Source organism: Acinetobacter sp. XH1741 (assembly GCF_041021895.1).
GTDB lineage: Bacteria > Pseudomonadota > Gammaproteobacteria > Pseudomonadales > Moraxellaceae > Acinetobacter.
Genome location: NZ_CP157428.1, coordinates 1,355,456 through 1,381,052, shown reverse-complemented (window position 1 = coordinate 1,381,052; position 25,597 = coordinate 1,355,456). Strand labels below are relative to the sequence as shown.

Annotated in this window: 27 protein-coding genes and 1 riboswitch; of the genes, 9 read left to right on the top strand and 18 right to left on the bottom strand. The window is 38.4% G+C overall.

What is annotated here, in order from left to right; translation table 11 throughout:
* Positions 1-34: 34 nt before the first annotated feature.
* Together ABLB96_RS06670 and ABLB96_RS06665 are read right to left on the bottom strand one after the other, a co-directional pair.
* Complete coding sequence (locus ABLB96_RS06670; RefSeq protein WP_348895894.1) at positions 35-595, bottom strand: GDYXXLXY domain-containing protein; 561 nt, start codon at positions 593-595, stop codon at positions 35-37.
* Positions 595-2,376: a DUF2157 domain-containing protein gene (locus ABLB96_RS06665; protein WP_348895895.1), complete on the bottom strand. Its 1,782-nt coding sequence runs from the start codon at positions 2,374-2,376 to the stop codon at positions 595-597. The genes ABLB96_RS06670 and ABLB96_RS06665 overlap by 1 nt, the downstream gene beginning before the upstream one ends.
* 177 nt (positions 2,377-2,553) lie before the next feature.
* Positions 2,554-2,704: riboswitch (FMN riboswitch) on the top strand.
* Between the two features lie 90 nt (positions 2,705-2,794).
* On the opposite strand from ABLB96_RS06665, the gene ribB reads away from it, so the two are divergent.
* Positions 2,795-3,454 (top strand): 3,4-dihydroxy-2-butanone-4-phosphate synthase, encoded by a 660-nt coding sequence (gene ribB, locus ABLB96_RS06660; RefSeq protein ID WP_348895896.1) that lies wholly within the window; start codon positions 2,795-2,797, stop codon positions 3,452-3,454.
* Between the two features lie 64 nt (positions 3,455-3,518).
* Here the strand turns inward: ribB and ABLB96_RS06655 are convergent, their stop codons facing one another.
* Positions 3,519-4,193 (bottom strand): HAD-IA family hydrolase, encoded by a 675-nt coding sequence (locus tag ABLB96_RS06655; RefSeq protein WP_348895897.1) that lies wholly within the window; start codon positions 4,191-4,193, stop codon positions 3,519-3,521.
* Between the two features lie 97 nt (positions 4,194-4,290).
* Between ABLB96_RS06655 and ABLB96_RS06650 the strand changes: the two genes are divergently transcribed.
* Positions 4,291-5,058 carry a hydroxymethylpyrimidine/phosphomethylpyrimidine kinase gene (locus tag ABLB96_RS06650; RefSeq protein WP_348895898.1) on the top strand — a complete coding sequence of 256 codons (768 nt, stop codon included), beginning with the start codon at positions 4,291-4,293 and terminating at the stop codon, positions 5,056-5,058.
* A gap of 46 nt (positions 5,059-5,104) precedes the next feature.
* Here the strand turns inward: ABLB96_RS06650 and lysM are convergent, their stop codons facing one another.
* The 6 genes from lysM to ABLB96_RS06620 all read right to left on the bottom strand — a co-directional run bounded on the left by lysM (position 5,105) and on the right by ABLB96_RS06620 (position 8,778).
* Positions 5,105-5,578 carry a peptidoglycan-binding protein LysM gene (lysM, locus tag ABLB96_RS06645; protein ID WP_199968220.1) on the bottom strand — a complete coding sequence of 158 codons (474 nt, stop codon included), beginning with the start codon at positions 5,576-5,578 and terminating at the stop codon, positions 5,105-5,107.
* Between the two features lie 188 nt (positions 5,579-5,766).
* Complete coding sequence (gene acpP / locus ABLB96_RS06640) at positions 5,767-6,003, bottom strand: acyl carrier protein (protein WP_001279871.1); 237 nt, start codon at positions 6,001-6,003, stop codon at positions 5,767-5,769.
* An 84-nt stretch (positions 6,004-6,087) separates the two neighbouring features.
* Complete coding sequence (fabG, locus tag ABLB96_RS06635; RefSeq protein WP_348895899.1) at positions 6,088-6,822, bottom strand: 3-oxoacyl-ACP reductase FabG; 735 nt, start codon at positions 6,820-6,822, stop codon at positions 6,088-6,090.
* On the bottom strand, positions 6,819-7,805 hold the full coding sequence (gene fabD / locus ABLB96_RS06630) for an ACP S-malonyltransferase (protein ID WP_348895901.1): 987 nt from the start codon (positions 7,803-7,805) through the stop codon (positions 6,819-6,821). Before fabD ends, fabG begins: the two co-directional genes overlap by 4 nt.
* Positions 7,806-7,957: 152 nt before the next feature.
* Positions 7,958-8,143, bottom strand: coding sequence for a 50S ribosomal protein L32 (rpmF, locus tag ABLB96_RS06625; protein ID WP_000290730.1), 186 nt, complete (start codon positions 8,141-8,143; stop codon positions 7,958-7,960).
* A gap of 74 nt (positions 8,144-8,217) precedes the next feature.
* Positions 8,218-8,778: a YceD family protein gene (locus ABLB96_RS06620; protein WP_348895902.1), complete on the bottom strand. Its 561-nt coding sequence runs from the start codon at positions 8,776-8,778 to the stop codon at positions 8,218-8,220.
* A gap of 96 nt (positions 8,779-8,874) precedes the next feature.
* Between ABLB96_RS06620 and ABLB96_RS06615 the strand changes: the two genes are divergently transcribed.
* The 5 genes from ABLB96_RS06615 (at position 8,875) to rluB (ending at position 12,821) form a co-directional block, all read left to right on the top strand.
* The gene (locus tag ABLB96_RS06615; protein ID WP_348895903.1) at positions 8,875-9,537 is read left to right on the top strand and encodes an elongation factor P hydroxylase; all 663 of its coding nucleotides are present in this window, start codon (positions 8,875-8,877) and stop codon (positions 9,535-9,537) included.
* An 89-nt stretch (positions 9,538-9,626) separates the two neighbouring features.
* On the top strand, positions 9,627-10,244 hold the full coding sequence (locus tag ABLB96_RS06610; protein WP_263613052.1) for an L-threonylcarbamoyladenylate synthase: 618 nt from the start codon (positions 9,627-9,629) through the stop codon (positions 10,242-10,244).
* A gap of 230 nt (positions 10,245-10,474) precedes the next feature.
* Complete coding sequence (locus tag ABLB96_RS06605; protein WP_031944538.1) at positions 10,475-11,266, top strand: ScpA family protein; 792 nt, start codon at positions 10,475-10,477, stop codon at positions 11,264-11,266.
* Positions 11,263-11,856 carry an SMC-Scp complex subunit ScpB gene (gene scpB / locus ABLB96_RS06600; protein WP_004703403.1) on the top strand — a complete coding sequence of 198 codons (594 nt, stop codon included), beginning with the start codon at positions 11,263-11,265 and terminating at the stop codon, positions 11,854-11,856. The genes ABLB96_RS06605 and scpB overlap by 4 nt, the downstream gene beginning before the upstream one ends.
* Before the next feature lie 41 nt (positions 11,857-11,897).
* The gene (gene rluB / locus ABLB96_RS06595) at positions 11,898-12,821 is read left to right on the top strand and encodes a 23S rRNA pseudouridine(2605) synthase RluB (protein WP_348895904.1); all 924 of its coding nucleotides are present in this window, start codon (positions 11,898-11,900) and stop codon (positions 12,819-12,821) included.
* A 62-nt stretch (positions 12,822-12,883) separates the two neighbouring features.
* Here rluB and bioD read toward each other — a convergent pair whose 3' ends face one another.
* From bioD to ABLB96_RS06570, 5 genes are all read right to left on the bottom strand, one after another.
* Complete coding sequence (gene bioD / locus ABLB96_RS06590; RefSeq protein WP_348895905.1) at positions 12,884-13,528, bottom strand: dethiobiotin synthase; 645 nt, start codon at positions 13,526-13,528, stop codon at positions 12,884-12,886.
* The gene (bioC, locus tag ABLB96_RS06585) at positions 13,529-14,278 is read right to left on the bottom strand and encodes a malonyl-ACP O-methyltransferase BioC (protein ID WP_348895906.1); all 750 of its coding nucleotides are present in this window, start codon (positions 14,276-14,278) and stop codon (positions 13,529-13,531) included.
* Positions 14,275-15,432, bottom strand: coding sequence for an 8-amino-7-oxononanoate synthase (locus ABLB96_RS06580; RefSeq protein ID WP_348895907.1), 1,158 nt, complete (start codon positions 15,430-15,432; stop codon positions 14,275-14,277). Before ABLB96_RS06580 ends, bioC begins: the two co-directional genes overlap by 4 nt.
* A gap of 1 nt (position 15,433) precedes the next feature.
* Entirely contained in the window at positions 15,434-16,714 is a 1,281-nt protein-coding gene (gene bioA / locus ABLB96_RS06575; RefSeq protein ID WP_348895908.1) for an adenosylmethionine--8-amino-7-oxononanoate transaminase, read from the bottom strand.
* 90 nt (positions 16,715-16,804) lie between these two features.
* Positions 16,805-17,539, bottom strand: coding sequence for a hydrolase (locus ABLB96_RS06570; RefSeq protein WP_348895909.1), 735 nt, complete (start codon positions 17,537-17,539; stop codon positions 16,805-16,807).
* 356 nt (positions 17,540-17,895) lie between these two features.
* Between ABLB96_RS06570 and otsB the strand changes: the two genes are divergently transcribed.
* Both otsB and ABLB96_RS06560 read left to right on the top strand, forming a co-directional pair.
* Positions 17,896-18,747, top strand: a complete 852-nt coding sequence (gene otsB, locus ABLB96_RS06565) for a trehalose-phosphatase (RefSeq protein WP_348895910.1) — start codon at positions 17,896-17,898, stop codon at positions 18,745-18,747.
* A complete protein-coding gene (locus ABLB96_RS06560) occupies positions 18,735-20,162 on the top strand; it encodes a trehalose-6-phosphate synthase (protein ID WP_348895911.1) in 1,428 nt (475 codons plus the stop codon). Before otsB ends, ABLB96_RS06560 begins: the two co-directional genes overlap by 13 nt.
* Before the next feature lie 70 nt (positions 20,163-20,232).
* Here the strand turns inward: ABLB96_RS06560 and ABLB96_RS06555 are convergent, their stop codons facing one another.
* The 4 genes from ABLB96_RS06555 to ABLB96_RS06540 form a co-directional block, all read right to left on the bottom strand.
* Positions 20,233-21,417, bottom strand: coding sequence for an MFS transporter (locus ABLB96_RS06555; protein ID WP_348895995.1), 1,185 nt, complete (start codon positions 21,415-21,417; stop codon positions 20,233-20,235).
* A 293-nt stretch (positions 21,418-21,710) separates the two neighbouring features.
* Complete coding sequence (gene bfr / locus ABLB96_RS06550) at positions 21,711-22,175, bottom strand: bacterioferritin (protein WP_001214863.1); 465 nt, start codon at positions 22,173-22,175, stop codon at positions 21,711-21,713.
* A 253-nt stretch (positions 22,176-22,428) separates the two neighbouring features.
* On the bottom strand, positions 22,429-24,465 hold the full coding sequence (gene ligA, locus ABLB96_RS06545; RefSeq protein WP_348895912.1) for an NAD-dependent DNA ligase LigA: 2,037 nt from the start codon (positions 24,463-24,465) through the stop codon (positions 22,429-22,431).
* A gap of 94 nt (positions 24,466-24,559) precedes the next feature.
* On the bottom strand, positions 24,560-25,597 hold the full coding sequence (locus tag ABLB96_RS06540) for a cell division protein ZipA C-terminal FtsZ-binding domain-containing protein (protein WP_348895913.1): 1,038 nt from the start codon (positions 25,595-25,597) through the stop codon (positions 24,560-24,562).

Below are 25,597 nucleotides of genomic sequence, written 5' to 3'. Positions count from 1 at the left end.
GAAAAGCCCGTATTTACGGGCTTTTTTATGCACTTTATAAACTTCTAGCCGCGCCCTTCCACCAACTTTGTTGCTGTTTACAGTTTAAAGGCTGAAGCTCTTCTCCCCGCAATTCAAATAAAGTCGCCTCTCCTTTTGCATTCACCTTAAATTCTGCATATCTTGCTTTCTCATAACAATGAGCTAGCCCTTCGGCAAATAAAAAGCTTTGAGACGCTGGATACAAAGCCTGTAAGCGATTTTCCGGATTTTTTAAAATTAAACTTTGTCCCGCAAATGAGTTATGAGTATCTAAAATTGTACGAACTACACGATTTTTTGAATCCAAAATAACTTTTACTGGAACGGAAGCATGATTAAAAATTACCAGATCTAGAGCCTCGCTTTCACTTCCCGAAAGCGCTTTGAGAGATTGTAAATTTAACTCATAAGCCAGTGCCATATAGTCTCCTTGTAAAATTGAACGCGGATCAACTGGCTTAAGCTTAATAAAAATACTTTTACTCTGATGTAGATGCCATTCATTTTTCGCTACTAATCCTGCAAAAAATAATAGGGTGACCATTGCAAGAATAAGAGAAAAATATTTTTTCATTATTTTTCTCCTTGAATAAAATTATATTTAGTTTCTTGCTGGAGTAATCCGTATAACGCTAACAATACAACTCCCGATATCAAGATAGATGCACTTTTAGCTAAAAAACTTAATTGTAAGTTGTAATAAAGTTGCCAAAATACAAATGCAAATACAATGAGAGTAATACCATAAACGATGCGATCCTTATTTTTCAAAGACCATATCAAAATAGTGAATAGAATAAAAACTTCGAAATAGCCAAGCACAATAAGCAATATGCCAAAAATTAAAAAGGCACCAAAAGCAAAAGGTTGGAGTTGTCTATATAAATAGAAAAAACTAAAACACAGTAGCCACACGCTCGGTAATATATAAATAAACCATAAAGGTCGATCGGTTAAATCAACAAGTGCTAATCCCATAAAAGTATTAAAGAAAGAACTCACCAAAATGACCACAAGTACACTTAAGAAAAGGCTGCGCTCATAAAGTGCCATCTTCTTAGTTCCCATCAAGAGTACTAAGCTAAAAATTAAATAGTTAAGCAAGGTTAAATTAAAATAAGTCTCGGTAGAATTTAGTGACCACAATGAATGGTCCATCTGTAGTAAATAGATGAATGCTATGCCATAAGTAGCGAATATTTGAATGAGAATAAAAAACCAGTGTGGTTTAATAAAATAGCTAATACATAAGATAAAAATTTGTGCAATTAACACCCATAAGATTTGATCCGTTTCTGAACCAAGATGAAACAAAAAAGCAGTCTGCCCACTCACAAATAAGCAATAGGCAAATTGTCGAAAGAAATTACTCTGGGATTTTCTTAAAAGAATAGTAGCTAATACGACATACATAACCCCGATAACTAAAGAAATAGCCTTCCAAAATACTAAAGTAAAAGCTGCAAGAGCTAAGCCTGCAAGCCAAGCACCAATTGCTAAAGGAATGACATAAAAACGGCTTTGACGAAAAATTTTTATTAAAAAATAACTAATCAGCGCAAACCAAGTAAAAATAATGCCCGCAATCAATAAAAAGATGAATTCATTAGAATCTTTAAATAGATGATTAATCCCATCTACAAGCCATATGGTGGCCGTTACACCAAGAACAGCAGCCATTAAACTGGCACATAATTGATCATCTTTTTTGAAGAAATAATAAAAAGCGATTATTCCTGAAAAGGAAGCCGAGATCAGATAAGGAATGTTTGCATTCGATAAGTATTGAATCATTCCAATGATTGAAATGACAGCAAACCAAGCAATAAAAACAAAACGTAATGCACGATACTTCTTTATACAGATCCAAAACTCTATGAGACTTAATAAATTTAGAGTGAATAAGTATAAATAAGGAAATTTTTCTGCCCAGAAAGTCTGTTTAAAAAATAAAAATAATGTGAGTTGGCTAGTAATACAAACTAAAGCAAAGATTCCAATATTCGGCCGATACAGCCACGGCAGTAAAAGTAATGTCCAAATCAAGAAAAGTAAATAACTGTCTGCGCCAGTTTGATAAACTTGCCCAATTACGGCCAAACTCAAACCAATCATAAGACCGCAAACACCATGTAAAGTCTGTCGGACTCCCTGATTTAAGGTATCTTTTACGCTCAGCCAAGCTGTAACAAGTAATATGGTAGGTGGAATGAGTATCTGAACGCTATCTGGGAGCATTAACCAGTTAGCAGCAATCAAATACAGAATACTTACCGCCATAAATAGATAACTGAAAATATGGAGATGCTGAATAAATAAAGTATTCCTAAAGGGATAATAGTCTCTAATCTGCATAAAAAACCTGTTTTTATTTATAATTTTCTATAAAAAACATAGCATTCCATTTTCATATCAACAAGTAAGCTCTTGTTACAAAGCCTATTTCTATTTATGAAAATACTTATTCATAAAGAAACTTAGCATTCTATAAATGCATCTAGCCAATTTTATCAAGCGCGCTATAATAAAACTCATCGCTTCAGGGCGGGGTGTAATTCCCCACCGGTGGTAAAGTTAATTTTTATAAATAAATCAACAAGCCCACGAGCTTAAATTGTGTAATTTGAGCAGATTTGGTGAAACTCCAAAGCCGACGGTATAGTCCGGATGAAAGAAGACGACGAACTGGGATAAATCCGTTTTATTTCAGTGACAGCCTGTTTTTGCATCAGTCCTGAAATGTTCAACCGTATTTTTACGAGAGCGTTTCATTATGTCTAGCTTAATTCAACCAGAAATTTTTTTCTCAGCCCTCTCTCCTGCTGAACAACGTATTCAACAAGCACTAGAAGATATCCGTCAAGGCAAACCTGTCTTGGTTATGGATGACTTTGACCGCGAAAATGAAGCAGATTTAATTGTTGCAGCCGAAACTTTAACAGTGGAAACAATGGCACGCATGATCCGTGATGGTTCAGGGATTGTATGTTTATGCCTAACAGAAGAGCTAGCAGATCACCTAGAACTTCCTCCAATGGTTTCTCAAAACTCAAGTCAGTTTCATACTGCTTTTACAGTGACCATTGAAGCAGCTCAAGGCGTTACTACTGGTGTTTCAGCTAAAGACCGTGTAACAACCATTAAAACTGCAATTAAAGATGGTGCTGTCGCAAGTGACCTAAACCGTCCAGGCCATGTTTTCCCATTACGTGCATGTCATGGTGGTGTGCTTACTCGTCGTGGTCATACTGAGGGAACAATTGATCTAGCAAGATTAGCAGGACTAAAGCCTGCTGGTGTGTTATGTGAATTAACTAATCCAGATGGTACGATGGCATCAGGCATTCAAGTTTTAGCATATGCTCAAACTCATCACTTAACTGTGATTACCATTGAAGAGCTGGTGCAATATCGCCAACAACATGGTGTTTAAAATAAATAAAAAGGTTTGACTTGCTTACTCACAAGTCAAACCTCCAAATTATTCATTTTGAAATTTAAGAAACTTTCTTTTGTGCCGCCTGTTCTTCGACATAGTCCAAAAGTTCAGAGAAGTTCTTAATCATTGCTTTGGGCTGTGCTTGAGCAAATTCCTCTGGTGTTCCGTAACCATAAGTCACAGCTACAGCCTCAATACCATTGTGACGAGCACCTAAAATATCATATTGACGGTCACCTACCATTAAACACTCTTCTGGGTTTAATTGCTCATGCTCAAGAATATAATGAATGAGTTCAGCTTTATTGGTCCGTTCACCCGTCAATTCACTGCCATAAATATGTACAAAATATTGGCTTAATTCAAAATGATCTAAAATCCGTTTTGCATAAATCGTTGGCTTAGCAGTAGCAACAAATAAACGATATCCTTCTTCTTTTAACGCGCTAAGTGTTTCTATAACAGATGGATATACTTCATTTTCAAATAAACCAATTACCGAAAAACGCTCACGATAAGCCAGTAAAGCTTGTTCAGCTAAATCCTCATCTTGAGTAGCTAATAATTTTGCTAGTGATGGCTTTAACGGTGGTCCAATGGTCCAATCAATATTTAAATCGGCAGCTAACGGATAACCTAACTTATCCATTGCATAGCGAATTGAAGTATGGATACCAACTTTTGGGTCTGTTAAGGTTCCATCTAAATCAATCAAAATATGTTTTATAGCCATTCAATCACTAACCCAGTAAAGTATTTAATTCAATTGGTCGAGAGTTTAATTAAACTCTCTTATACTAACGTAAATTTAAATTGAAAAGGAAATAACCGTGCGTCCAACCGTACTTTGTTTCTCGGGTTTAGACCCTTCAGGTGGTGCAGGTTTACAAGCCGATATTGAAGCAATTGGACAAAGTGGTGCGCATGCAGCAATTGCATGTACAGCCCTCACCATTCAAAATTCACAACAAGTCTTTGGCTTTGAAGCAACCTCAAAAGAACTATTATTAGCCCAAGCTAATGCTGTGGTAGGTGACTTACCTATTAAATGCGTTAAGTCAGGTATGCTTGGCACCACAGATAATATTGCAGCCCTAGCCGAATTTTTACGTGCACATCCCGACTATCAATATGTACTTGATCCTGTTTTAGTCGCAAATAGCGGCGGTTCTTTAGGGGATCAGGCAACTTTAGTTAAAGCGTTTGTTGAACTTATACCTCTAGCTACTCTTATTACTCCAAATACAGTCGAATTACGTGCCTTAACCGGCCTTGATGACTTAGAACAAGCAACCAAAAAACTTTTCGAAATGGGTGCTAAAGCTGTTTTAGTCAAAGGTGGTCATGAAGACACCCCAGACTTCATCAAAAATAATCTATATATTAATGGTGAGCTTGCGGCGAGTAGTAGCTGCCCTCGCCTTGAAGGTGAATATCACGGCTCAGGTTGTTCGTTAGCGAGCTTTATTGCAGGACGTTTAGCTTTGGGTGATTCTTTAAAAATTGCAGTACAACATGCGGAAACATGGCTTTTTGGTGTTTTAAAAAATGCTGAAACACCTGTACCAAATGGACAAAAGATTCCAAAACGGTTTTAACAATTTTTAAAAAAGGCGCTTAAAGCGCCTTTTTTATTTATTCCACTTACTGTGGAATACGTAAAACTTGTCCAGGGAAGATCTCATCTGGATCTTTCAGCATTGGCTTGTTTGCCTCAAAGATTTTAGGATATTGATTTGCATCACCATAAAATTCTTTCGCAATTTTTGAAAGATTATCACCAGATTTTACTGTATAAAATTTGCTTTCCGGTTCCGGAGTCGCAACAGTCATCTGATCATCTACTTGAGCAACATGATCTACGTTACCAACAATAAGAATAATTTTTTCTTTATCCGCTTGGCTTTGTACTTGCCCATTAATAGTCGCAGTATCAGTTGAACCGTTATAAGTTACAGATAAGCCTTCCACCCCTAGGCCTAAACTTTTAATTAACCCTAACAATTTGTTTGCAATTTCTTGTGCAGAAGGTTCTGCTGGTGTAGCTGGAGCTGCTTGTGGTTCTGCTGGTGCGGTATTTTTCTTACCAATACCTTTTACAAAATCAAAAAGACCCATTTTTAGTCCTCATCTTATTGTTTATAGTAAAGTCATTAAACTGACCCTTATTGTTATACTTGAAAAAAGAGACACCTCTGCTATCAATTAGGGTTGATCTTGTAAAAATATGTATCTCTATTAATTATTTTAGTCAAATAAAAAAAGCCACCTTGCGGTGGCCTTCTTTTTAATCAGCAATATGCGAATTAACCAAGTTTTTTAGTTACATAGTCAATTGCAGATTGAACTGTAGTGATTTCGTTTGAATCTTCATCAGGGATAGTGATGTCGAAGTCATTTTCGAAAGACATTACAAGTTCAACTAAATCTAAAGAGTCAGCACCTAAGTCATCCATAAAAGATGCTTCGTTTTTAATCTCTTCAGCTTTAAGACCAAGTTGTTCTGCAACCGCTTGTTTAACGCGTTGTTCGATATCGCTCACAGGAATTCTCCTCATTGCTTGTGGCGTTTGATTTGCCACTAGTTTAATTGAATATAAAAATTTTTAAAAGTTTATACATCGGCGTTAGGCCATGTATAAACCACCATTTACATGTAATACCGTACCGGTAATGTAACCTGCTTTATCACTTGCAAGGAAACTCACCGCATTTGCGATATCTTGTGGCTCACCTAAACGATTTAAAGCCACTTGATCACTCATTTTTTTGCGAATGTCTTCACTAAGTGCATCTGTCATTTCTGTTGCAATAAAACCAGGTGCCACACTATTCACAGTGATTTGGCGGCTACCCATCTCTTTTGCAAGGCTACGGCTAAATGCTTCAATACCCGCTTTAGCAGCAGAATAGTTCGCTTGGCCTGGGTTTGCAAAATGAGCTACAACAGAACTGATATTAATAATTCGTCCAAAACGTGCTTTCGTCATACCTTTAAGCACACGTTTAGATAAACGATAAACTGCTTTAAGGTGAATATTGAGAATATCATCCCAATCATCTTCAGACATACGAAGCAACAAATTGTCTTTGGTAATACCTGCATTGTTAACTAGAACAAGCACAGGACCATAGTTCTGTTCAATATGAGATACAACGGCTTCAATCTCATCGAGATTACGCACATCGAGAGCCAAGCCTGCACCGTTTTCACCAAAGCTATCAGTTAGCTTTTGTGCACCAGATTCAGAAGTCGCAGTACCTACAACAAAATAACCGTCTTGAATAAGTTGCTGGGCAATTGCAGCGCCAATGCCCCGACTCGCGCCCGTTACTAATGCAACTTTGCGTTCTTGTGTCATGCAATTTTTCCTTCTGCCACTAAAACAGCATTTAGGGCATCTTCCATTTTGCTCTTACTATCAATAGAAAAAGCTTTTTCAATATTTGGTAAACGCTTTGCGAGATTACTCAATACTGTACCGGGGCCACATTCAACAATGTACTGAATACCTTGGTCCTGTAGGGACTGCATGGTACGTGTCCATTGTACAGACTGGTACAATTGTGCTGTTAAAGCCTGACGTAATTGAGCAACATCGGTAGCAATTCCCGCGTTGACATTTTGTATTACAGGAATGGTAGGTAGCTCAATGGCAGTTTGTTCCAAAGCTTCTGCAAATTTTTCTGCGGCAGGCTTCATTAACGAACAATGCGAAGGTACAGAAACAGGTAAAGCAATTGCTTTAGCAGATTGTTCTTTTGCCAACGCCATAACTTGTTGTACAGAGGCAGTACTACCTGCAATCACAACCTGACCTTGTGAATTATAGTTTGCAGCTTCAACTGAACCTTGACCAGACGCAGATACGGTCTGACATAACTCAACTACTTTATCATCGGCTAAACCAAGAATTGCAGCCATCGCACCTTCCCCTTGAGGAACAGCGCTTTGCATGAGTTTTCCACGCAAATTAACTAATTTAACTGCATCTGCCAAATTCATTGAACCTGCTGCAACTAAAGCGCTGTACTCACCTAGAGAGTGCCCTGCAAGGTATTTAGGTGCTAAACCACCTAAATCTAACCATACACGCCATAAAGCGATGCTGGCAGTTAATAATACAGGTTGGGTGTTTTGTGTTTGGTCTAGCCCTTCACCACTTTGTGCAATGTGCCAAAGATCAAATCCTAGCGCGTCTGAAGCTTCAGCAAAAGTTTGCCCAACTCCACTAAACTGTTCTGCGAGTTCAGCGAGCATACCAACTTTTTGTGAACCTTGACCAGGAAACACAAATGCAGTTTTTGTGGCTAAAGCTACTTGTTCAAGACGTTTAGCAGACATAAGAAATCCTTTTTGGGTTTTCACTCATTTCTCTGGACCGGAAATTTAACATTTAATTTGTATATTTATAATTGCGAAAAACAACAAAAAAAGGGAGCTTTCGCTCCCATTTTTTCTATACTTAAGCATCACGCTTAATGCATATCATGCAATTATTCAGCATCAGCTGCTTTAGCGAATAATTGACGACCACGGTAGAAACCGTCTTTAGTCACGTGGTGACGACGATGAGTTTCACCAGTTGCTTGGTCTACTGTTAATGCATTCTCGGTTAAAGCGTCATGTGAACGGCGCATGTCACGGCGAGAGCGACTTTTACGGTTTTGCTGAACGGCCATGATGGCTCCTTACAAAGATCGAAAAAATGGATCAGAACAAATTCAGTTGTCTTATCCCATAATCATAACACAAATTATGAGTTAAGTTTACCCTTCAAACCTGCCAAAACATCAAACGGATTATCCCGTTTCTCTTCGACAACGTTCTGAATGGTAGGTTGATGTTTATGTTCACAAGCATCATGCTTGGGAGATAAAGGCATCAACAATAACAGTTCATCTTCTAGTAATGCGAGTAAGTTAATCGAAGCGGGTGTATCAAAATCACCTTTTGTCGAAGACTCACTTTCACCTAAAACGATGAAATCAGCATCCTCATCCAAGCGCTCTATCAGTGACTCATCATCTACAAGTGCAATATGAAAGTCAGAAACAATTGGCATTTCAACAGATTCCAAACAACGTTGGCACTCCATCGGAACTTTTGTTTCCATATGACCATCTAACCACACAATGCGATGATAGGCATCCATTGATAGCTTACAGTCTATGTTGATCAATTGGTTATCAATTGATCCAACAGCTTCACGAGCAATACGAGTAAGACGAGACAATGGCAGTTGACCTGACCATGTAAAGCCTTGCTCAGCCCATTTAAACGGCTCAATCTGTGCCGGAAAGGTATTTGCTGACATAATTAAGGCGGCAATTCTACAAATTCATCGGTACTCTGTCAAAGATTAAGATACAATTTTGTACTTCTTTAGACAGAACTCGGGGTAAATTAAGCAATGCACCTGTTGCAGCCGCAACCTGAAGTTAACACTTCATTACTCGTTTGCACCCATTCAACTCACCAGAACACTTTTTTACCTGACATGGTGCAACTCTCACCATGGCCAAGCTCAAAATTAGAGTCTGAGCAAGTTGATTGGCTTATTTTACACTTTAATCACTGGTTTTCCCACCATAATGTGACATTAGTTCGTGGAGAATTTGAACCAGAATATTTCCCAGCAAACGAACATGAGCCAGCTAAAATTCAATTTGCCCATGGTTTTTTCAATAGTGCCCTGCATGAAATTAGCCATTGGACAATTGCAGGCGCAAAACGTCGCCTGTTGCCTGATTTAGGGTATTGGTACGCACCAGATGGTCGAACTAAAGAACAGCAAGATTTATTTGAACAAGTAGAAATCAAGCCTCAGGCTATTGAATGGTTATTTTCCCAGTCTTTTGGCAGAAAGTTTAGAGTCTCGCTAGATAACCTTACAGGTGACGGTGGAGACGGCAAAAAATTTAAAGATAATGTTTATGCCCAAGTACAACGCTACTTTTCTGGTGAAGCTAAATTACCTGTTGATGCGGCGCGATTCATTGAATGTATTTGCCAATGTACTCGATCAGGTACAGCATTACAATTAAATGAATTTAAACGTGAACTCCTTGATTAAATGACAAAAAAACTACGCAATTTACTTGCTTCAAGAGTTTGAAAAGTCTAATACTATTTTTAATATTGGCGCGTTGGAGTCTCTAAAATATGCTGCATTTACATGTACATCCTGAAAATCCACAGCAACGCCTCATTGACCAAGCGGTTGAGCGTATTCGTGCCGGTGATGTTGTGGTCTATCCGACCGATGCTGCCTATGCAATCGGATGCCAAATTGGTAATAAAAATGCGATGGAACGTATTGCCCAAATTCGTGATTTAGGTCCTAAACATCAATATGCGATTATGTGCTGCGATTTATCAGATATCGCCACTTATGCAAAAGTTGATAATGCGACTTACCGTTTATTAAAAGCAAATACGCCTGCTATCACTACTTTCATTTTACCTGCAACGAGCGAAGTTCCACGTAGGTTAATGCACCCTAAAAAGAAAACAATTGGTTTACGTATTCCAAGCAACCCAATTTGTCAGGCTTTATTAAAAGAACTTGGTGAACCTTTACTGACAAGTACATTGATTTTACCAGGTCAAGAAGATCCACTTGATGATCCTTACGATATTGAAAATCAACTAGCAAAACGTATTGATGTCTTTATTGATGGTGGTTTCGGTACGTTAACAACAACTAGTATTGTTGATTTATCGGGTGAGCATCCTGAAGTGATCCGTCATGGTGCAGGAGATGTAAGTGCTTTTGAATAGGCACTTACTTTTCAATTTTTTTACCAACAGTTTAAAAAAAAGCATTATCAAGAAAAAAAATACTCTTTATTTAGTTTGGATTTTTTTTACACTTTAGTCGTTAAGTAATTTATTAAAAGTCTTAATTCCTTTAGAATGTTTTTCACTATCTGCTGTTCTTCTAATACAGCTCTTATTGACTTGAAAAACAAGTCTCATGCTTTTGAAAATTCGCGTGGCTTATAATCGTAATGAATCAATCACTTCATCAATCCATGGAAGACGTTCCACACATCCGTGTTTTAGATGAGTGGCACGACACGATTCCTGAAGATCTGTACATTCCTCCTGCTGCATTTGAGATTTTGCTCGAACAGTTTGAAGGACCACTCGACTTTTTAATTTATCTGATTCAGAAAAACGGTTTTGATTTAGTTCAACTCGACATTGCCCCTATTGCGACTCAATATTTAGCTTACATGGATAGCATGAAGTCTTTAAATATTGAGCTGACTGCTGACTACATGGTCATGGCTGCTTTATTGGCTGATTTGAAATCTAGGTTACTCTTACCTAAACCGACTGTTATTAGTATTGAAAAAGATCCTAAACAAGACCTGATTGATCGACTTGAGACTTATTTACGCATCAAGCAAGCAGCTGAACGTTTAGGTCAAATGCCGGTTCTTGATCGTGATACATTTAGTGCCAATGTAAGCTTAGGCCATATCGCACCTGTTTATGAAGGTTATGATGTTTCGGCGTTACATGACGCCTTGTTCTGCGTATTTAACCGCCCTGAACCTGTAACACATACAATTGCACAAGAGCCTGTATTATTAGAAGAACGTATTGCTTATATTGAAGAGAAATTAGAGTCAGGCGACGTGTTAAGTTTCAAAGAATTACTGAATCCGCAACAAGGCCGTATGGGCATGGTTGTAACTTTTATGGCTGTATTAGAGTTAACCCGACAACAAAAGATTAAAATTATTGCCACAGGTGTTGAAGCTCCGTTAGCTATTCAAGGATCTGCGGCATGAGTTTCGAACAAAATAATACCGATTTGTCATTAGCTGACATTCATCATGAAGTTTTATTGCAACTAGAAGCGATTATTTTTGCCAGTGAAGCACCTGTTTCAATTGCCCGTTTAAAAGAAGCATTTAATAATCAATATAACAAACAACAGCTTCGTCAGCTTTTACAACAGCTTGCTTTATTGCAACATGGCCGCTCCATTGAGTTGATTGAAACTGCACAGGGCTTTCGTTTTCAGGTAAGATCCAAATATCGCAATATTATTGCGCAAATTTGGCCAGAGCGACCAACAAAACTGTCGCCATCATTACTAGAAACGTTGGCTGTCATTGCGTATCATCAACCGGTCACACGTGCTGATATTGAACAAATTCGTGGTGTATCTAATAATAGTCAGATTCTCAGAACGCTATTTGACTGGAACTGGATTAAAGAAGCCGGTTTTAGAGATTTACCCGGAAGACCTGCGTTGCTAATTACAACGCCTCAATTTCTGAATGCTTTTGGTCTAGCCTCTTTAGGCCAATTGCCTCCCCTACAGAACGCCAAGGAAGCATTTATGGCTCTCGATGCGAATGCACCGAAATCATAAAGAGGTGGACTGTTGATCATTATGTCTAAGGTTGTGCTGTCATGAGTGAAAAATTGCAAAAAGTATTAGCGCGAATCGGATTAGGTTCCCGTCGCTATATGGAAGAGGTTATTGCCGCAGGACGCGTGAGTGTAAACGGCAGCGTTGCCCAAGTTGGCGAGCGCATTGAACCAGGCGATGAATTACGCATTGATGGCCGTAAAGTTCAGTTTCAAATCGAGGACGAAATTCGTCGTCGTGTACTGATTTATTATAAACCTGAGGGTGAAATCTGTTCACGTAATGACCCTGAAAAACGCCCAACTGTATTTGATCATTTGCCACAAATTGCAAATGACCGCTGGGTAATGGTAGGTCGTTTAGATATTAACAGTACAGGTCTATTACTGTTTACAAATGATGGTGAACTTGCAAACCGCTTAATGCATCCATCTAATGAAATTGAACGTGAATACGCTGTTCGAGTTATGGGTGAAGTCACTCCGAAACTACGTCAAAACATGGTAAACGGTGTAGAGCTTGAAGATGGCCCAGCTAAATTCGAGTCTTTCTCTGAAATTGGTGGCGAAGGTATTAACCGTTGGTACCAAGTGGTAGTAAAAGAAGGCCGTAACCGTGAGGTACGCCGTATTTTTGAATCACAAGGTCTTAAAGTAAGCCGCTTGTTACGTACTCGCTACGGTACCGTGATTTTACCACGTGAATTACGTACTGGTCGTTGGATGGAACTCGACAAATCTGACATCGACAACTTGGCAAAATCTGTTGAGTTAAAGCCACGTCAGGGTACAGGTTTATTTGGTATGGCAAAACGTCGTACTGATCGTATGACTGAAAAACCAATGGCTGCACGTCGTGGTGGTTACTTACGTCAACAGCGCCGTGATGATGAAAAAGAAGCACCAGCTAACTCAGGTAATCAGCGCAAATCGACTGGTTTTAACCGTGGATTTAAAAAGTTCTAAACAAAGCTTTTAGATAAAAAAACCGCTCACATTAGAGCGGTTTTTTTACAGCCTATTTTCAATTAATTCATTTTTGCTAATTCAATCCACTCAGCCTCAGGAAAATGAGTAGCTAAATAATCTTTCAAGTAGTTTGAAGTATCTTTAGAAATTAATGGATCTTTTGATTCATCTTTTAGGTTATAAACCAAAGCTTTTAATTTCAGACCGCGTGACTTAAGTGCCTCAAGACTAAGCAAAGTATGGTTAATACTTCCCAAGCGTCCCGATGTAACCAAAATTACAGGAAACTGATGCTGAGCAATATAATCAATAGTGAGTAAACTAGTGGTTAATGGCACCATTAAGCCCCCTGCACCTTCTAGCAATACAATTTCAAAATGCTCAGCCAATGTTTGAGTCGCATTTTCAATTTTTTGAAAGTCGATTTCTCGGTTATCAAGACGTGTTGCCAAATGAGGCGAAGCTGGATAACTGAATATTTCAGGCATAGTCAGCTTGTCATGATCTTCTTGAAACCAGCCCTGCCCCATAATTTCACGATGTTTCTCGATATCTTCAGAAATATCAGTATTGCCTGTTTGAATGAGTTTTTGGGTAATGACTTTTTTACCCTGTTCAATCCATAATTTTGCTAAAAAACCTGTCGCATAGGTTTTACCAATTTCGGTATCAATCCCACTCACAAAATAGATCTGACCACTCATTTACTTCATTCTCCGGGCAATACAATAAATCGGATGGTAGGTTAGGGAATATCCCTCGGCCTGCTTAAACCGATCATAATCTTGATAAAACTGCTGTAAAGTTTGCTTCGTCCAACGATGCTGCGCCGTTGCTGTTACACCTGTTGCTTTCAAATGATGTAATACAGCTTTAGGCGAATCAAAATAGAGCTGAGCTTCTGACTCGGACAAATGTAAAACTTCAAACCCAGCCTGAGTTAAGGCACTGTTCCAATTTTCCAGAGACCAGTAACTTAAACCTTGTCCGGTTAGTTCTTTAATTTCAATTAAGTTCTTAGCTCCAAATGTTGAAAAGCATAACCAGCCACTGTCATTTAAAGCCTCATTACAACGCTTAAGCAAACGTGGTAAATCTTGCATCCATTGCAAAGCAGAACCTGAAATAATCATATCGAGTTGCTGAGGAAGCTCTAACGTTTCAACATCTCCAATTAACCATTTCAAATGTTTTTGATGGTTAAAGTGCTGCTGCACCTGTGCATACAGATCATTCAAAATTAAATCTTCAATTTGAAAAGATTCAACAAGCAAACGCGTTAAATTGCCCGAACCACAGCCAATTTCAAAAACACGTGACATCGTGCTTGGGCAAAATTGTTCCAATAAGCCCATTAAATTTTGGCAAATTTGTTTTTGAACAATCGCATGCTCTGAATAACTTTGTCCTGCTTTAGCAAACCGCTCAGCAACTAAGTTTTTATTCACACTCACAGGAAACTCACCAGTGCTTCAAGTTCTTGTTGCTCAACCATTGAAGTTAAAGAAATACGTAAACGTGAACTATTTTGAGGAACTGTAGGTGGTCGAACAGGCATGGCATAAAAACCATTTTCTTGAACCTGTTTTGCTTTTTCGATTGCAGCCTGACTGTCCCCTACAATAATTGGAATGATATGGCTGGTCGATGGACTGATATAACCTTTTTCTACCACGGCGTTTTGAAGATATTGGCTAATTTTTTTTAAGTGTTCACGCTGAGTTTGGGCCTGTAACACTTTTTGAAAAACAAAGTTTGCCCATGCCATAACAATCGGCGGTTGAGCCGTACTAAAAATAAGTGGGCGCATTTTATTAATGAGATAATCTTTAATAATAGGGTGGCAAATAATGTAACCACCGACTGCTGCTAATGCTTTACCTAATGTACCCACTAGAAAATCAATTTCCTGAATCACATTATATTGTTCAGCACACCCCAAACCTTGTTGACCACGCACCCCTATTGAATGTGCTTCATCGACATACAGCATGGTTTTAGCAAAACGTTTTTTAAGCTGAACTAATGCTGTTAAATCCGTTTCATCACCGTCCATACTAAAAATACTTTCTGTCACCACAATGATTCGTTCAATCTTGTCATCATCATGATACTTTTGTAGAAGTTGCTCTAAATGCTGTAAATCATTATGTCGATAACGCACATACTGCGCACCAGATAAACGGATCCCGTCAATCATGCTGGCATGAACCAATTTATCTGCCAAAATTAAAGTTTTTCCATCAGCGAGTGCAGGCAGAATACCAATATTCATGTGATAGCCACTATTAAATAGTAAAGCCGACCGACCACCAAATGCTAAGCTTAGGCTATTTTCCAACTGTTCATATTCTTCAAAGTTACCCGTTAATAAACGTGATGATGAAGAACTAAAATAGCTCCGTTCTAATGGAAAGCTATCTAAAAATTCTTGACGAAGGCTTATATCAGCAGCTAATCCAAGATAATCATTTGAAGCTAAGTTGAGCATCGTTTTATTTTGAATCGTAATAAAACGGCCATGCTGCACATTTTGGGTAAATTGTCTGAAGTTACCTTGTTGTTTTAACTCATCTAACTCGGAAGCAAAATGATCAAGCAATGACATCTTAACGCGCTCCCTGCATCGTTTTAACAACCTCAACCAATTGTTCAAGCAAATCGTTTAACTCTTGATGAGTAATGACATAAGGAGGCATCACATACACCAGTTTGCCAAAAGGACGAATCCAGATTCCGCGCTCTACAAATTGTTGCTGTAAGGTCTTCATATCGACATTAAAAGTGAGTTCTACTACACCAATTGCACCGAGCACTCGCACATCCGCAACATAATCAAGCTGATTGAGTGGAGTTAAATATTGACTCAGCTGTTGCTCAATTCGCTTAATATTAGCTTGCCAATCTTGTTCAATTAATAACTTGGTACTTTTTAAAGCAACCGCGCAAGCAAGAGGATTGGCCATAAAGGTTGGGCCATGCATAAAGACGCCAGCTTCGCCACGACTGATGGTTTCTGCTACATGCTTTGTCGTTAAGGTTGCAGATAAAGTCATATAACCACCTGTTAAACCTTTGCCTATACACATAATGTCAGGTTCAACTTGAGCATGTTCCCAAGCAAAAAGCTTTCCTGTACGGCCAAAACCTGTAGCAATTTCATCGAAAATTAATAACAGATTATATTGTTCACAAAGTGCCTTGGCCTTGCGTAAATATTCAGGATGATAAAACCGCATCCCCCCTGCACCTTGTACAATTGGCTCAATAATCAGTGCCGCAAGGTGTTCATGGTGTTGCTGAATAGCTTGTTCTAGCTCGGCAATATCTTCTGGATTCCATTCTTGATGGAATTTGGTTTTTGGTGCCGCCACAAAAAAACGGTTGGGTAAACTTGTACCAAAAATCTGATGCATGCCGGTTACTGGATCACAGACAGACATCGCATTCCATGTATCACCGTGATAACCAGAACGTGTTGTAATAAAATTTGTTTTTTGTGGTTGGCCTTGTGCTGTCCAGAACTGCACAGCCATTTTCAGAGCAACCTCAACAGCAACCGAACCTGAATCAGCATAGAAAATTTTATCGAGGCTTGGCGGTGTAATTTTTAAAAGAATTTTTCCAAGCTCAATAGCAGGATCATGAGTGAACCCACCAAACATGATATGAGACATGTTTGGTAATTGATCTGTCACGGCTTGGTTGAGTTCAGGATGGTTATAACCGTGGATTGCACACCACCAAGATGACATGCCATCAATTAAAGTTCTGCCATCATCGAGTTCAATGGTGGCACCATAAGCACGCTTAACTTTAAATGTTGGTAAAGGTTGGGTCATTGAAGTATATGGATGCCAAATATGTTCCAAATCAAAATTATCGGTCATCCTCTATACCCTTTTACAGCAATCAAATCTTTCATTTAACACATGTTAAACCTGTTAGGAATGAAAGAAAATTGCGAGATCAACCAAAGCTTATGAACTTTGCTGATGAATTGTTAAAAATTGGCAGATTTCTTCAATTGTTCTTTCTACCTGTAAGTAGGGAAAAGCATGTGTAGCATCTTTTAATAGCTTATATGTCATGTTTCCTGTCGCGATATCCTTAAAATTTTCCATAATCTTGCAAGGAACAACATTATCTTGCTCAGCAAACAGATGAAGCTGTAGACCCGGATAGTTTTTCAAGTTATTTACCAAATTTAGCTGCTCAAGCATTTGTAAACCATCTTCTAATTGTTCGCTTGAAGGCGGATTCGCTATTTTTTGTACGCTTATCCAATCTTGTTTAGCCTGAGATGAACCAAGCGTAATTAAATAATAAAAACGTTTTAAGGTGGCTTGCGGGTTTTGTAAAAAGGATGCTTTAAATTGACTAAACACATCAGTAGGCATGGCGGTTTGCCAAGTAGCATGAGCAACAAAACAAGGATTTGAAGCAAGCGTAATTAACGTTTTAGTTTGGCCTGTTTGTATATAGAAAAAGTCAACCAGTTGAGTTGCTAATTGTCCGCCTAAGGACCAGCCTATTACGACATCTACATCAGCCATCAAATCAAGCTGCGCCTGAAAATCACTTTCTAAAACATTAAAAATATTAATGAGTTGAGTCTTAAAACCCTCTTTTTCTAAATACAATTTGAGAGATTGCAAAGGCTCTGTTCCTACTCCCCAACCTGTAATCAATAAAATTTTATTTTGTAACTTCATATGCCTGTCCAAAGCTGATTTTATGAAGATTATATATGAGTATCAATTTAAAATACCCTTTAAAATCAACATAAAAATTAGATTATAAAAGGTAAAATTAGCTATTTATAGACATTCAATATTTTGAAATATATTGATAAGCAAGTACTCAAATATTTATATGAAATATACAAAAATTTAATTATCTAAACATTGAAGCAAATCAAAAAACAACATACTCCACACTTCGCCTATAAATCCAGTATGCAATGTAATTAATGTTAATACTTATGTTTTTTTATTAAAAAAAATGACTCATCAATTCATTTTAATGTTAGAAGATTAATTATTGATCAAAAAATATTGGGCAGGCTAATATGCAAAGTCAAAGTATAATATCTGATGGGAGAGAAAAAAATACATATTTCGTTACACCTAATGATATTATAGATCTCTTACCTTCAAATAAAAATTACTGTTTATTTCTGGATATTGATGGAACTCTTGCTCCATTTCAAATAAATCCTGAGCAGAGTTTTATACCCGAAACAACATTAGAAATTATAAAAAAAATTATTGAATTAAATATCCCCGTTATTGCGATTACAGGGCGTGATGTTAAGACAGCCAGCAAACTGCTTCAGTCTATTGAAATGCCTATTGCTGGCTTACATGGTTTAGACATCCACTTAAGTTCGGATCATTATATTCGACCTGATTTAAGTCATATTAATTTTAAAAAATTAAAACAAGACATTATAAATTCTTGTGAAAAATATCCTGAATTATTAATTGAGGATAAAGGATATTCTATTGCCTTACATTATCGAAAAAAGCCAGAACTAGAAAATAATGCAATTTATATTATGCAGCAGATCAATTATTTTTATCCTCAATTAAAATTAAATAGAGGAAAATTTGTAGTTGAATTAGTTCCTAAGCAAGCAGATAAAGGCCAAGCAATTCAAACCATATTAGATCATCTTGATTTACCGTTAGTTCATCCAATTTTTATAGGTGATGATTTAACAGATGAATCCGGTTTTATTTGTATTAATCAACAGTTTGGCACATCAATTAAAGTGGGTTCTGGTAAAACAGAAGCCCAATATAGATTAAAAGATATTAATAGTGTTTCTAATTTTCTTTTTTTCTTACTAGAAAATATAAAAAACTTATATGTCAAAAATAGTCAAAATCAGAATGGAGAACAAATATGTCTAAATTAATCGTGTTATCAAATCGAATAAGTATGCCATCAGGTCAAGCTTCTGCTGGCGGCCTTGCAGTAGCCGTACAAGATGCGTTGAATGACAGTAACGGCATTTGGTTGGGTTGGAATGGGCAGCAAATTACCAATACTGAAGCACCTGAATTCGATGAGGCATATTCTCATGGAATTGACTACATTACCTGCCCTCTTACGCATCAACAATATGCACAGTACTACTGTGGCTTTGCCAATAAGGTGTTATGGCCTGCTATGCATGATCGAGATGATCTGATTGAATACAATGAAGAAGAATATAAAACCTATCAGCGAGTGAATCAGTTATTTGCTGAAAAATTAAAACAGATTGCTCAGCCGGATGATGTTATTTGGGTTCATGATTATCATTTCTTTAGCGTGGCTCGCCATTGCCGAGAATTAGGCATGCAAAATAAAATCGGTTTCTTTTTGCATATCCCTTTTGCAAGTTTAAATATCTGGCGCAAAATTCCTGTGGCTTTACCACTCGTTCAAGACCTGTGCCAATATGATGTGATTGGCTTACAGACACAAACTGATCAAAACACCTGTATGCAAACCTGCATGGGCTTACTCGAAGCTCAAAAAATTCTAAGCGATAGAATTAGCTATAAAAAACGTCAAGTACTGATTAAGTCCTATCCTATTGGCGTTCAGCCAGAGCTTATTCAACATCAGGCACAACAGGCGTTCCACACCCCATACGTATTTAATTTTGAAGATATACCGCGCCAAAAAACCATTATTGGGGTTGATCGGATTGATTATTCAAAAGGCTTAATTGAACGTCTTAACGCTTTTGGAACTTTTCTGGAAACTAACCCTGAATATCATGGGCTTGTACGTCATCTTCAAATTGCCACACCTTCGCGTACAGATATTCCCGCTTATCAACGTTTATATCAACGCTTTAAGACTAAATTAGAACTCATTAATGAAGAGTTTGCCCATGAAGACTGGCGACCAATTGATTGTTGCTATGACACAGTTCAACATGACAGTTTAATGCATATTTATCGTCGTTCTGACATTTGTTGGATTAGTTCATTACGCGATGGTATGAACTTGGTGGCGAAAGAATATATTGCAGCTCAAGATCCAGAGAATCCAGGTGTACTGATTTTATCTAAATATGCAGGTGCTGCTGAACAGATGACTCAAGCCTTGATTGTTGATCCACGAGATAGAGCAGCGATGATGGATACGTTAAAAAATGCTTTAGAAATGTCTAAAGCTGAACGAATCAATCGTTATGAACAGCTAATTGAAGGATTAGCAGCCAGTGATCTTACCGATTGGCGTAACACCTTCTTAAAGGATCTAGAAAATGCTCCGACTTTCACGAAGTCTAAACTGACGTTACCAGAGAAGTATCAGCCAACTTATCCAGTCTAAAAAACATTTATTAATAGAACATCGAGAAGTCTTTTCTCGATGTTCTTGAGGTTGGCAAGCTGACCGTAATTTATTTTACCTTCACTACAGTAAAGCGATTAAGCACAGCAATTAGAATAAGTAAAACTGCTACACCTGAAAGCACAGTCGTTAAGCCGGTCCATTGTCCAATTAGACCAATTAAAGGAGGACCACTTAATGAACCTGTATAGGCAATTGTTGATACTAAAGAAAGTGCTGCTGCTTTAGGCATATCGTTTTGTCGTCCTACACGAGAAAACATCACCGGAACAATATTGGAACAACCTAAACCTAAAAGTGCATAACCCAATACTACGACTTGCCAGATTGGTGCCATCACAATAGTGAGCATGCCAAGTGCTGCAATCATTGCACTATAAGTTACGATACTTTTCTCACCCCATTGTTTAAGCAAGATATGTCCTGTAAAACGGCCAGTAGTCATACTCAAAGCAAAAAAGGTATAAGCCAAACCTGCAAAAGCAGGATTAAGATGATATTTACTCGTTAAATAAATTCCACCCCAATCCATTGCCGCACCTTCAGATAAAAAGGCAATAAAACACATCATACCAATAAGAATGATAATGCCATTTGGTCGAGAACGTTTTTTAGGGGTATCGGTTATTTCTGATTCATCTTGCTCAAAACTTGTCAAAGCAGATGGGATAGCCACAAAGCTAACCACCAATAAAATCATTACAACAGACAAAGTACTCATGAGCGGAGAAAGGCCAATTGCCAGTAATGCAGTGACTAACATGGCACCTGTTAAACCGCCAAGACTACACATTCCATGAAAACTAGACATGAGCGAGCGCAAGCTGTGTTTTTCAACCACAACTGCCTGCAAATTCATAGTAACACCCAAGCTACCTGCTGCTGAGCCAAAAATGAATAGCGCCACTGCCATTGAGACAATGCTATGCCAGAGCGTTAAGCTTGGTAATAAAACGATTAATAGCATGGTTGCTAAAGCAATTAATGGGCGACATCCCCAGCGCTTAACTAAAGCCCCAGTCGCAGGCATAGCAATCATTGAGCCGATTCCCATACAAAGCAGCAATAAGCCAAAATTTGCATGATTCAGGTTTAAACGTTGCTGTGCATAAGGAATAAGTGGCGCCCAAGCAGATATCGCAAAGCCCAAGCTAAAAAAGCTGAGACGAGTTGCAAGACGTTGTGTGCTTAAGAGAGTAGCTGTATCTAAAACAGCAGATTTGGAAAATAACATATACGCGAAGCTCACCATAAAACCATTGGCGATCCATACCAACCGATTCCCCATAGAAAAACCCCTGCCTTATTAAGTTCCAGGCAAGGGTTTTTGTTGGCGAAATTATATCCAATTCCACAAAAAAAACATGGGGTCTGATACAATTTTTCTGACTTTTTTGTAACCACCAAAGCCTTATAGAGTAAGGCTTTGAATATGTTCAATTTGACAAAATTAACTTTTAATTTATAAGTAGATTTCAAGAAAAAAAGCGAATAAAAAACCCAGCTTAAGCTGGGTTTTTCAAATCATTAAATTTGAGACTGAATATAATTTTGCAGGCCAATCAGTTCAATTAAACGCAATTGTTTTTCAAGCCAATACGTGTGGTCTTCTTCGGTATCTGATAATTGTTGACGTAACATGTCACGACTAATGTAGTCGCCTTTTTCTTCACAAAGTTTAATACCTGTCGCTAATTTTTCACGCACATGGTATTCAAGTGCTAAATCAGCTTTTAAACAAGATACAACGTCTGTACCGACATTGATATCTTCACGGTGCATATTTGGTTTAGCACCTAAAAATAATACACGACGAATGATTGCATCAGCATGAGAAGCTTCTTCTTGCATCTCATGATCGATACGCTCATAAATCTTATTTAGACCCCAATCTTCATACATACGAGAATGGATTAAATATTGATCACGGGCAGCCAACTCTCCGCCAATGAGCATATTTAAATAATCTATGACTTCTGGATTGCCACGCATAATAAATCTCCTATCGTATGAGTCTATTATGGGCAAACTTAAAAATGATTGCAAAATAAAAAATAGTTAAGTTTATGATTTTTATCAAATTAAAATGAGAAACATACGCATTTGCAGTTTAAGTTATTTAAATTTCCTCTGCAAAAAGAAACGCTTGTCCGATTTACAAGCTCAGACAAGCGTTCAAATACGACTTAAACCATCAATTTATAAATTTGTAACTAAAATCAATGGTTCTTATTTCGCTAGTCTTTTAGCTCAAAGTCTGCCCGTAACTTTCCATAAGTGATAAAAAGTCAGTTTCATTCATAACTACAATACCAAGTTTTGCTGCCTTTTCTAATTTTGAGCCAGCTTTTTCACCTGCAACCACACATTTGGTTTTACTAGAAACACTACCACTTACACGCGCACCTAATGCTTGTAGCATTTGAGTCGCCTGATCACGCGTCATTTGCTCTAATGTACCTGTAAGCACCCAGCTCTCACCATTTAACGGTTGGCGTGTTGGAGCTGTTGGCGCATCCCAATGAATACCCGCGGCAATTAAACGATCAAGTACTTCAATGTTATGTGGTGCCAAGAAGAAATCAGCAATCCATTCTGCCGTAATATCACCTACGTCTGGGGTTTTCTTCAAAGCTTCAACATCAGCAGCTTTAAGTGCTTCTAGTGTCTGGAAGGTATTTGCCAACATTCTAGCTGTTGTTTCACCGACCCCACGAATACCTAATGCATAAATAAAACGCGCTAAAGTCGTTTTCTTACTGTTTTCAATCGCATCAATCAAATTTTGTACAGACTTCTCTCCCATTTTTTCAATGCTTAAGAGCTTTTCTCTGTGCTCGTGCAAATGGTAAATATCTGCAACATCTTTGAGTAAATCGAGATGTAATAACGACTCGACCCAACGATCTCCTAAACCTTCAATATCCATCGCTTTACGCGATACGAAGTGACGAATGGCTTCAATACGCTGCGCGGCACAATATAAACCACCAGAACAACGCGCGAGAGCCTCACCTTCAGGCATGACCACAGGTGATGCACATACTGGGCAGTTTTCAGGTAAATGAACAACTTCTGCTTCGGCAGGACGGAACTCTGGCCAAACTTTTTCTACCTTAGGAATAACGTCACCCGTACGGTATACACTTACCGTATCTCCAACGCGCACATCCAGACGGTGAATTTCACCAATATTATGCAAAGTCACGTTAGAAACAGTTACACCCCCCACAAAAACAGGGTTTAAGCGTGCTACAGGGGTTAAAGTACCAGTACGCCCTACTTGCCAATCAATCTGTTCAACCGTGGTGAGCGCAGCTTGCGCAGGGAATTTATAGGCAGTTGCCCAACGCGGCTCACGGCTTAAAAATCCGAGCTGCTGTTGCTGTTTTAGGTCATCGACCTTAACTACCATGCCATCAATTTCAACTTGTAGACTTGGACGCTCTTGCTGAATTTGTTCATAGCGCTGCTGTACTTCTTGAATCGAGTTACACAAGTACTGACGCTCAGCAATTTGGAAACCAAGCTCTGTTAACCATTGCAGACTATCGTGCATGGTTGTTAAGTTATGGTTTGGCTCACACTGCGCAATACCATACGCATAAAATGCTAAAGGTCGGCTAGCAGCAATATTTGGATCAAGCTGTCTTAAACTACCTGCTGCTGCATTACGCGGGTTTGCAAATGTTTTATCGCCTTTTGCTTCTTGGTCAGCATTAAGTTTCTCAAAACCAGATTTCGGCATGAGCACTTCACCACGGACTTCGAGCAAGCGTGGAATTTCGTACTTCTCTGAATGTAAAAATTTAGGCAAGTTACGAATAGTTTTAACATTTTGAGTAATATCTTCGCCCGTTTCACCATCACCACGGGTTACACCACGAATAAGCACCCCATTTTCATACCAGAGTGAAATCGCAAGACCATCAAGTTTTAACTCAACTTCATATTGTACTTTTTGATTTGGTAAGCGTTCTTCTACACGGCGTGCAAATGCAAATAAATCTTCTTGGTTAAATACATTACCAAGAGAAAGCATTGGCACCACATGAGTCACACTCTCAAATTTTGAAAGCGCTTGCCCGCCTACTTTGGTCGTTGGTGAATCTGATTGAACAAGGTCAGGATATTGCTCTTCTAAAGCTTTTAACTGATGAAATAAATGATCATATTCACTGTCCGAGATTGTCGGCTGATCCATGACATAGTAGGCATGGTTATGCTTTGCAATCAGTTGAATAAGCTGACGCATCTGTTCGATCACGGAAGTTATTGCCATTATGTTATTCACCATAAAAAAGGGTGGAAATTTCTCCACCCTGAGCTGCGACTAGATAGGTTGCAATTATCGCAACGTATACAAAAAATTTAAACTAGGCTGTTGCCTGTGCCGGACGATAATCAATCACATGATGACGCCAATGTTCTTTTAACTGTGGTGTAAATTCAAGATTATTTTCATCATACACTTTGCCATCAATTTCACGTGCAATCAGGCCTGCAATACTGGTCATCATATCAAACCCTGTCACTGCTTTACTGTTTGGAAGTGCAAGGAAAAATGCTAGGCCTTGAACTTGTTCAGCAGATAAAGTTTCTAGGTCAAAACCAGCTGGACCATTGTCTGTCATACGAAGTACAGAGAACATAAGTGCACTTGGTTCATCGGTATTTTCATAACGATGGAAACAAGACATTTCACCGTAACGTAGGCCATATTTTAAAAGTACTTTTAGCGCTTTATCACCAGATAACGCACGGCGCGGATTTGGATAAACATTGAGTGCAATAATTTGCTCAGCGACCGCTAATGCACTTTCGTCGTCATAACGCTGTTGTTCATGCAAATGTACATCCAGAATATTGCTTTCACCTTCAAACTCAGCAATTTCAGCCGTTTCAATATTTGGATTTAAGCTTAATTCCGGTTCAGTTTTTGCAAGTTCTTCTACAGCTTTTTCTTCTGATGAACTTACAACTTCCGGCTCGGTAGAAACTGGGTCCACTACCTCAACTGAACTACTTTCATTTACCCTCGGGCTAACAGTCTTTTCTTCAGTTTCAACTGCTTCTACTTTTGCTGGAGTATTTTCAACGGGTACTTGTGTCTGGTCTGATTGAGCTTGTGAAGCCTGTTCTACTTCTTTTGTTTCCTTTTCTTTTGGCTGTACTGGCTCGCTTAAAGTTGGTTCTACTCGTTCATTCACAGTTGCTGATGCTACTGCTGCTTCTGACTGATCAAGTTGATCTCGCACATGACGAGGGATAACCGGTTGATTACTTTCAGGATTAATATGTAAATCACTGTCTAGCGAGGGTTCAGCATGGTTTGGCTTTTTTAAAATCATTCTTAAGCCAACTAGCATGATAATAATGGCAACAACGATGCCAATAATCGTATTGATTTCCAT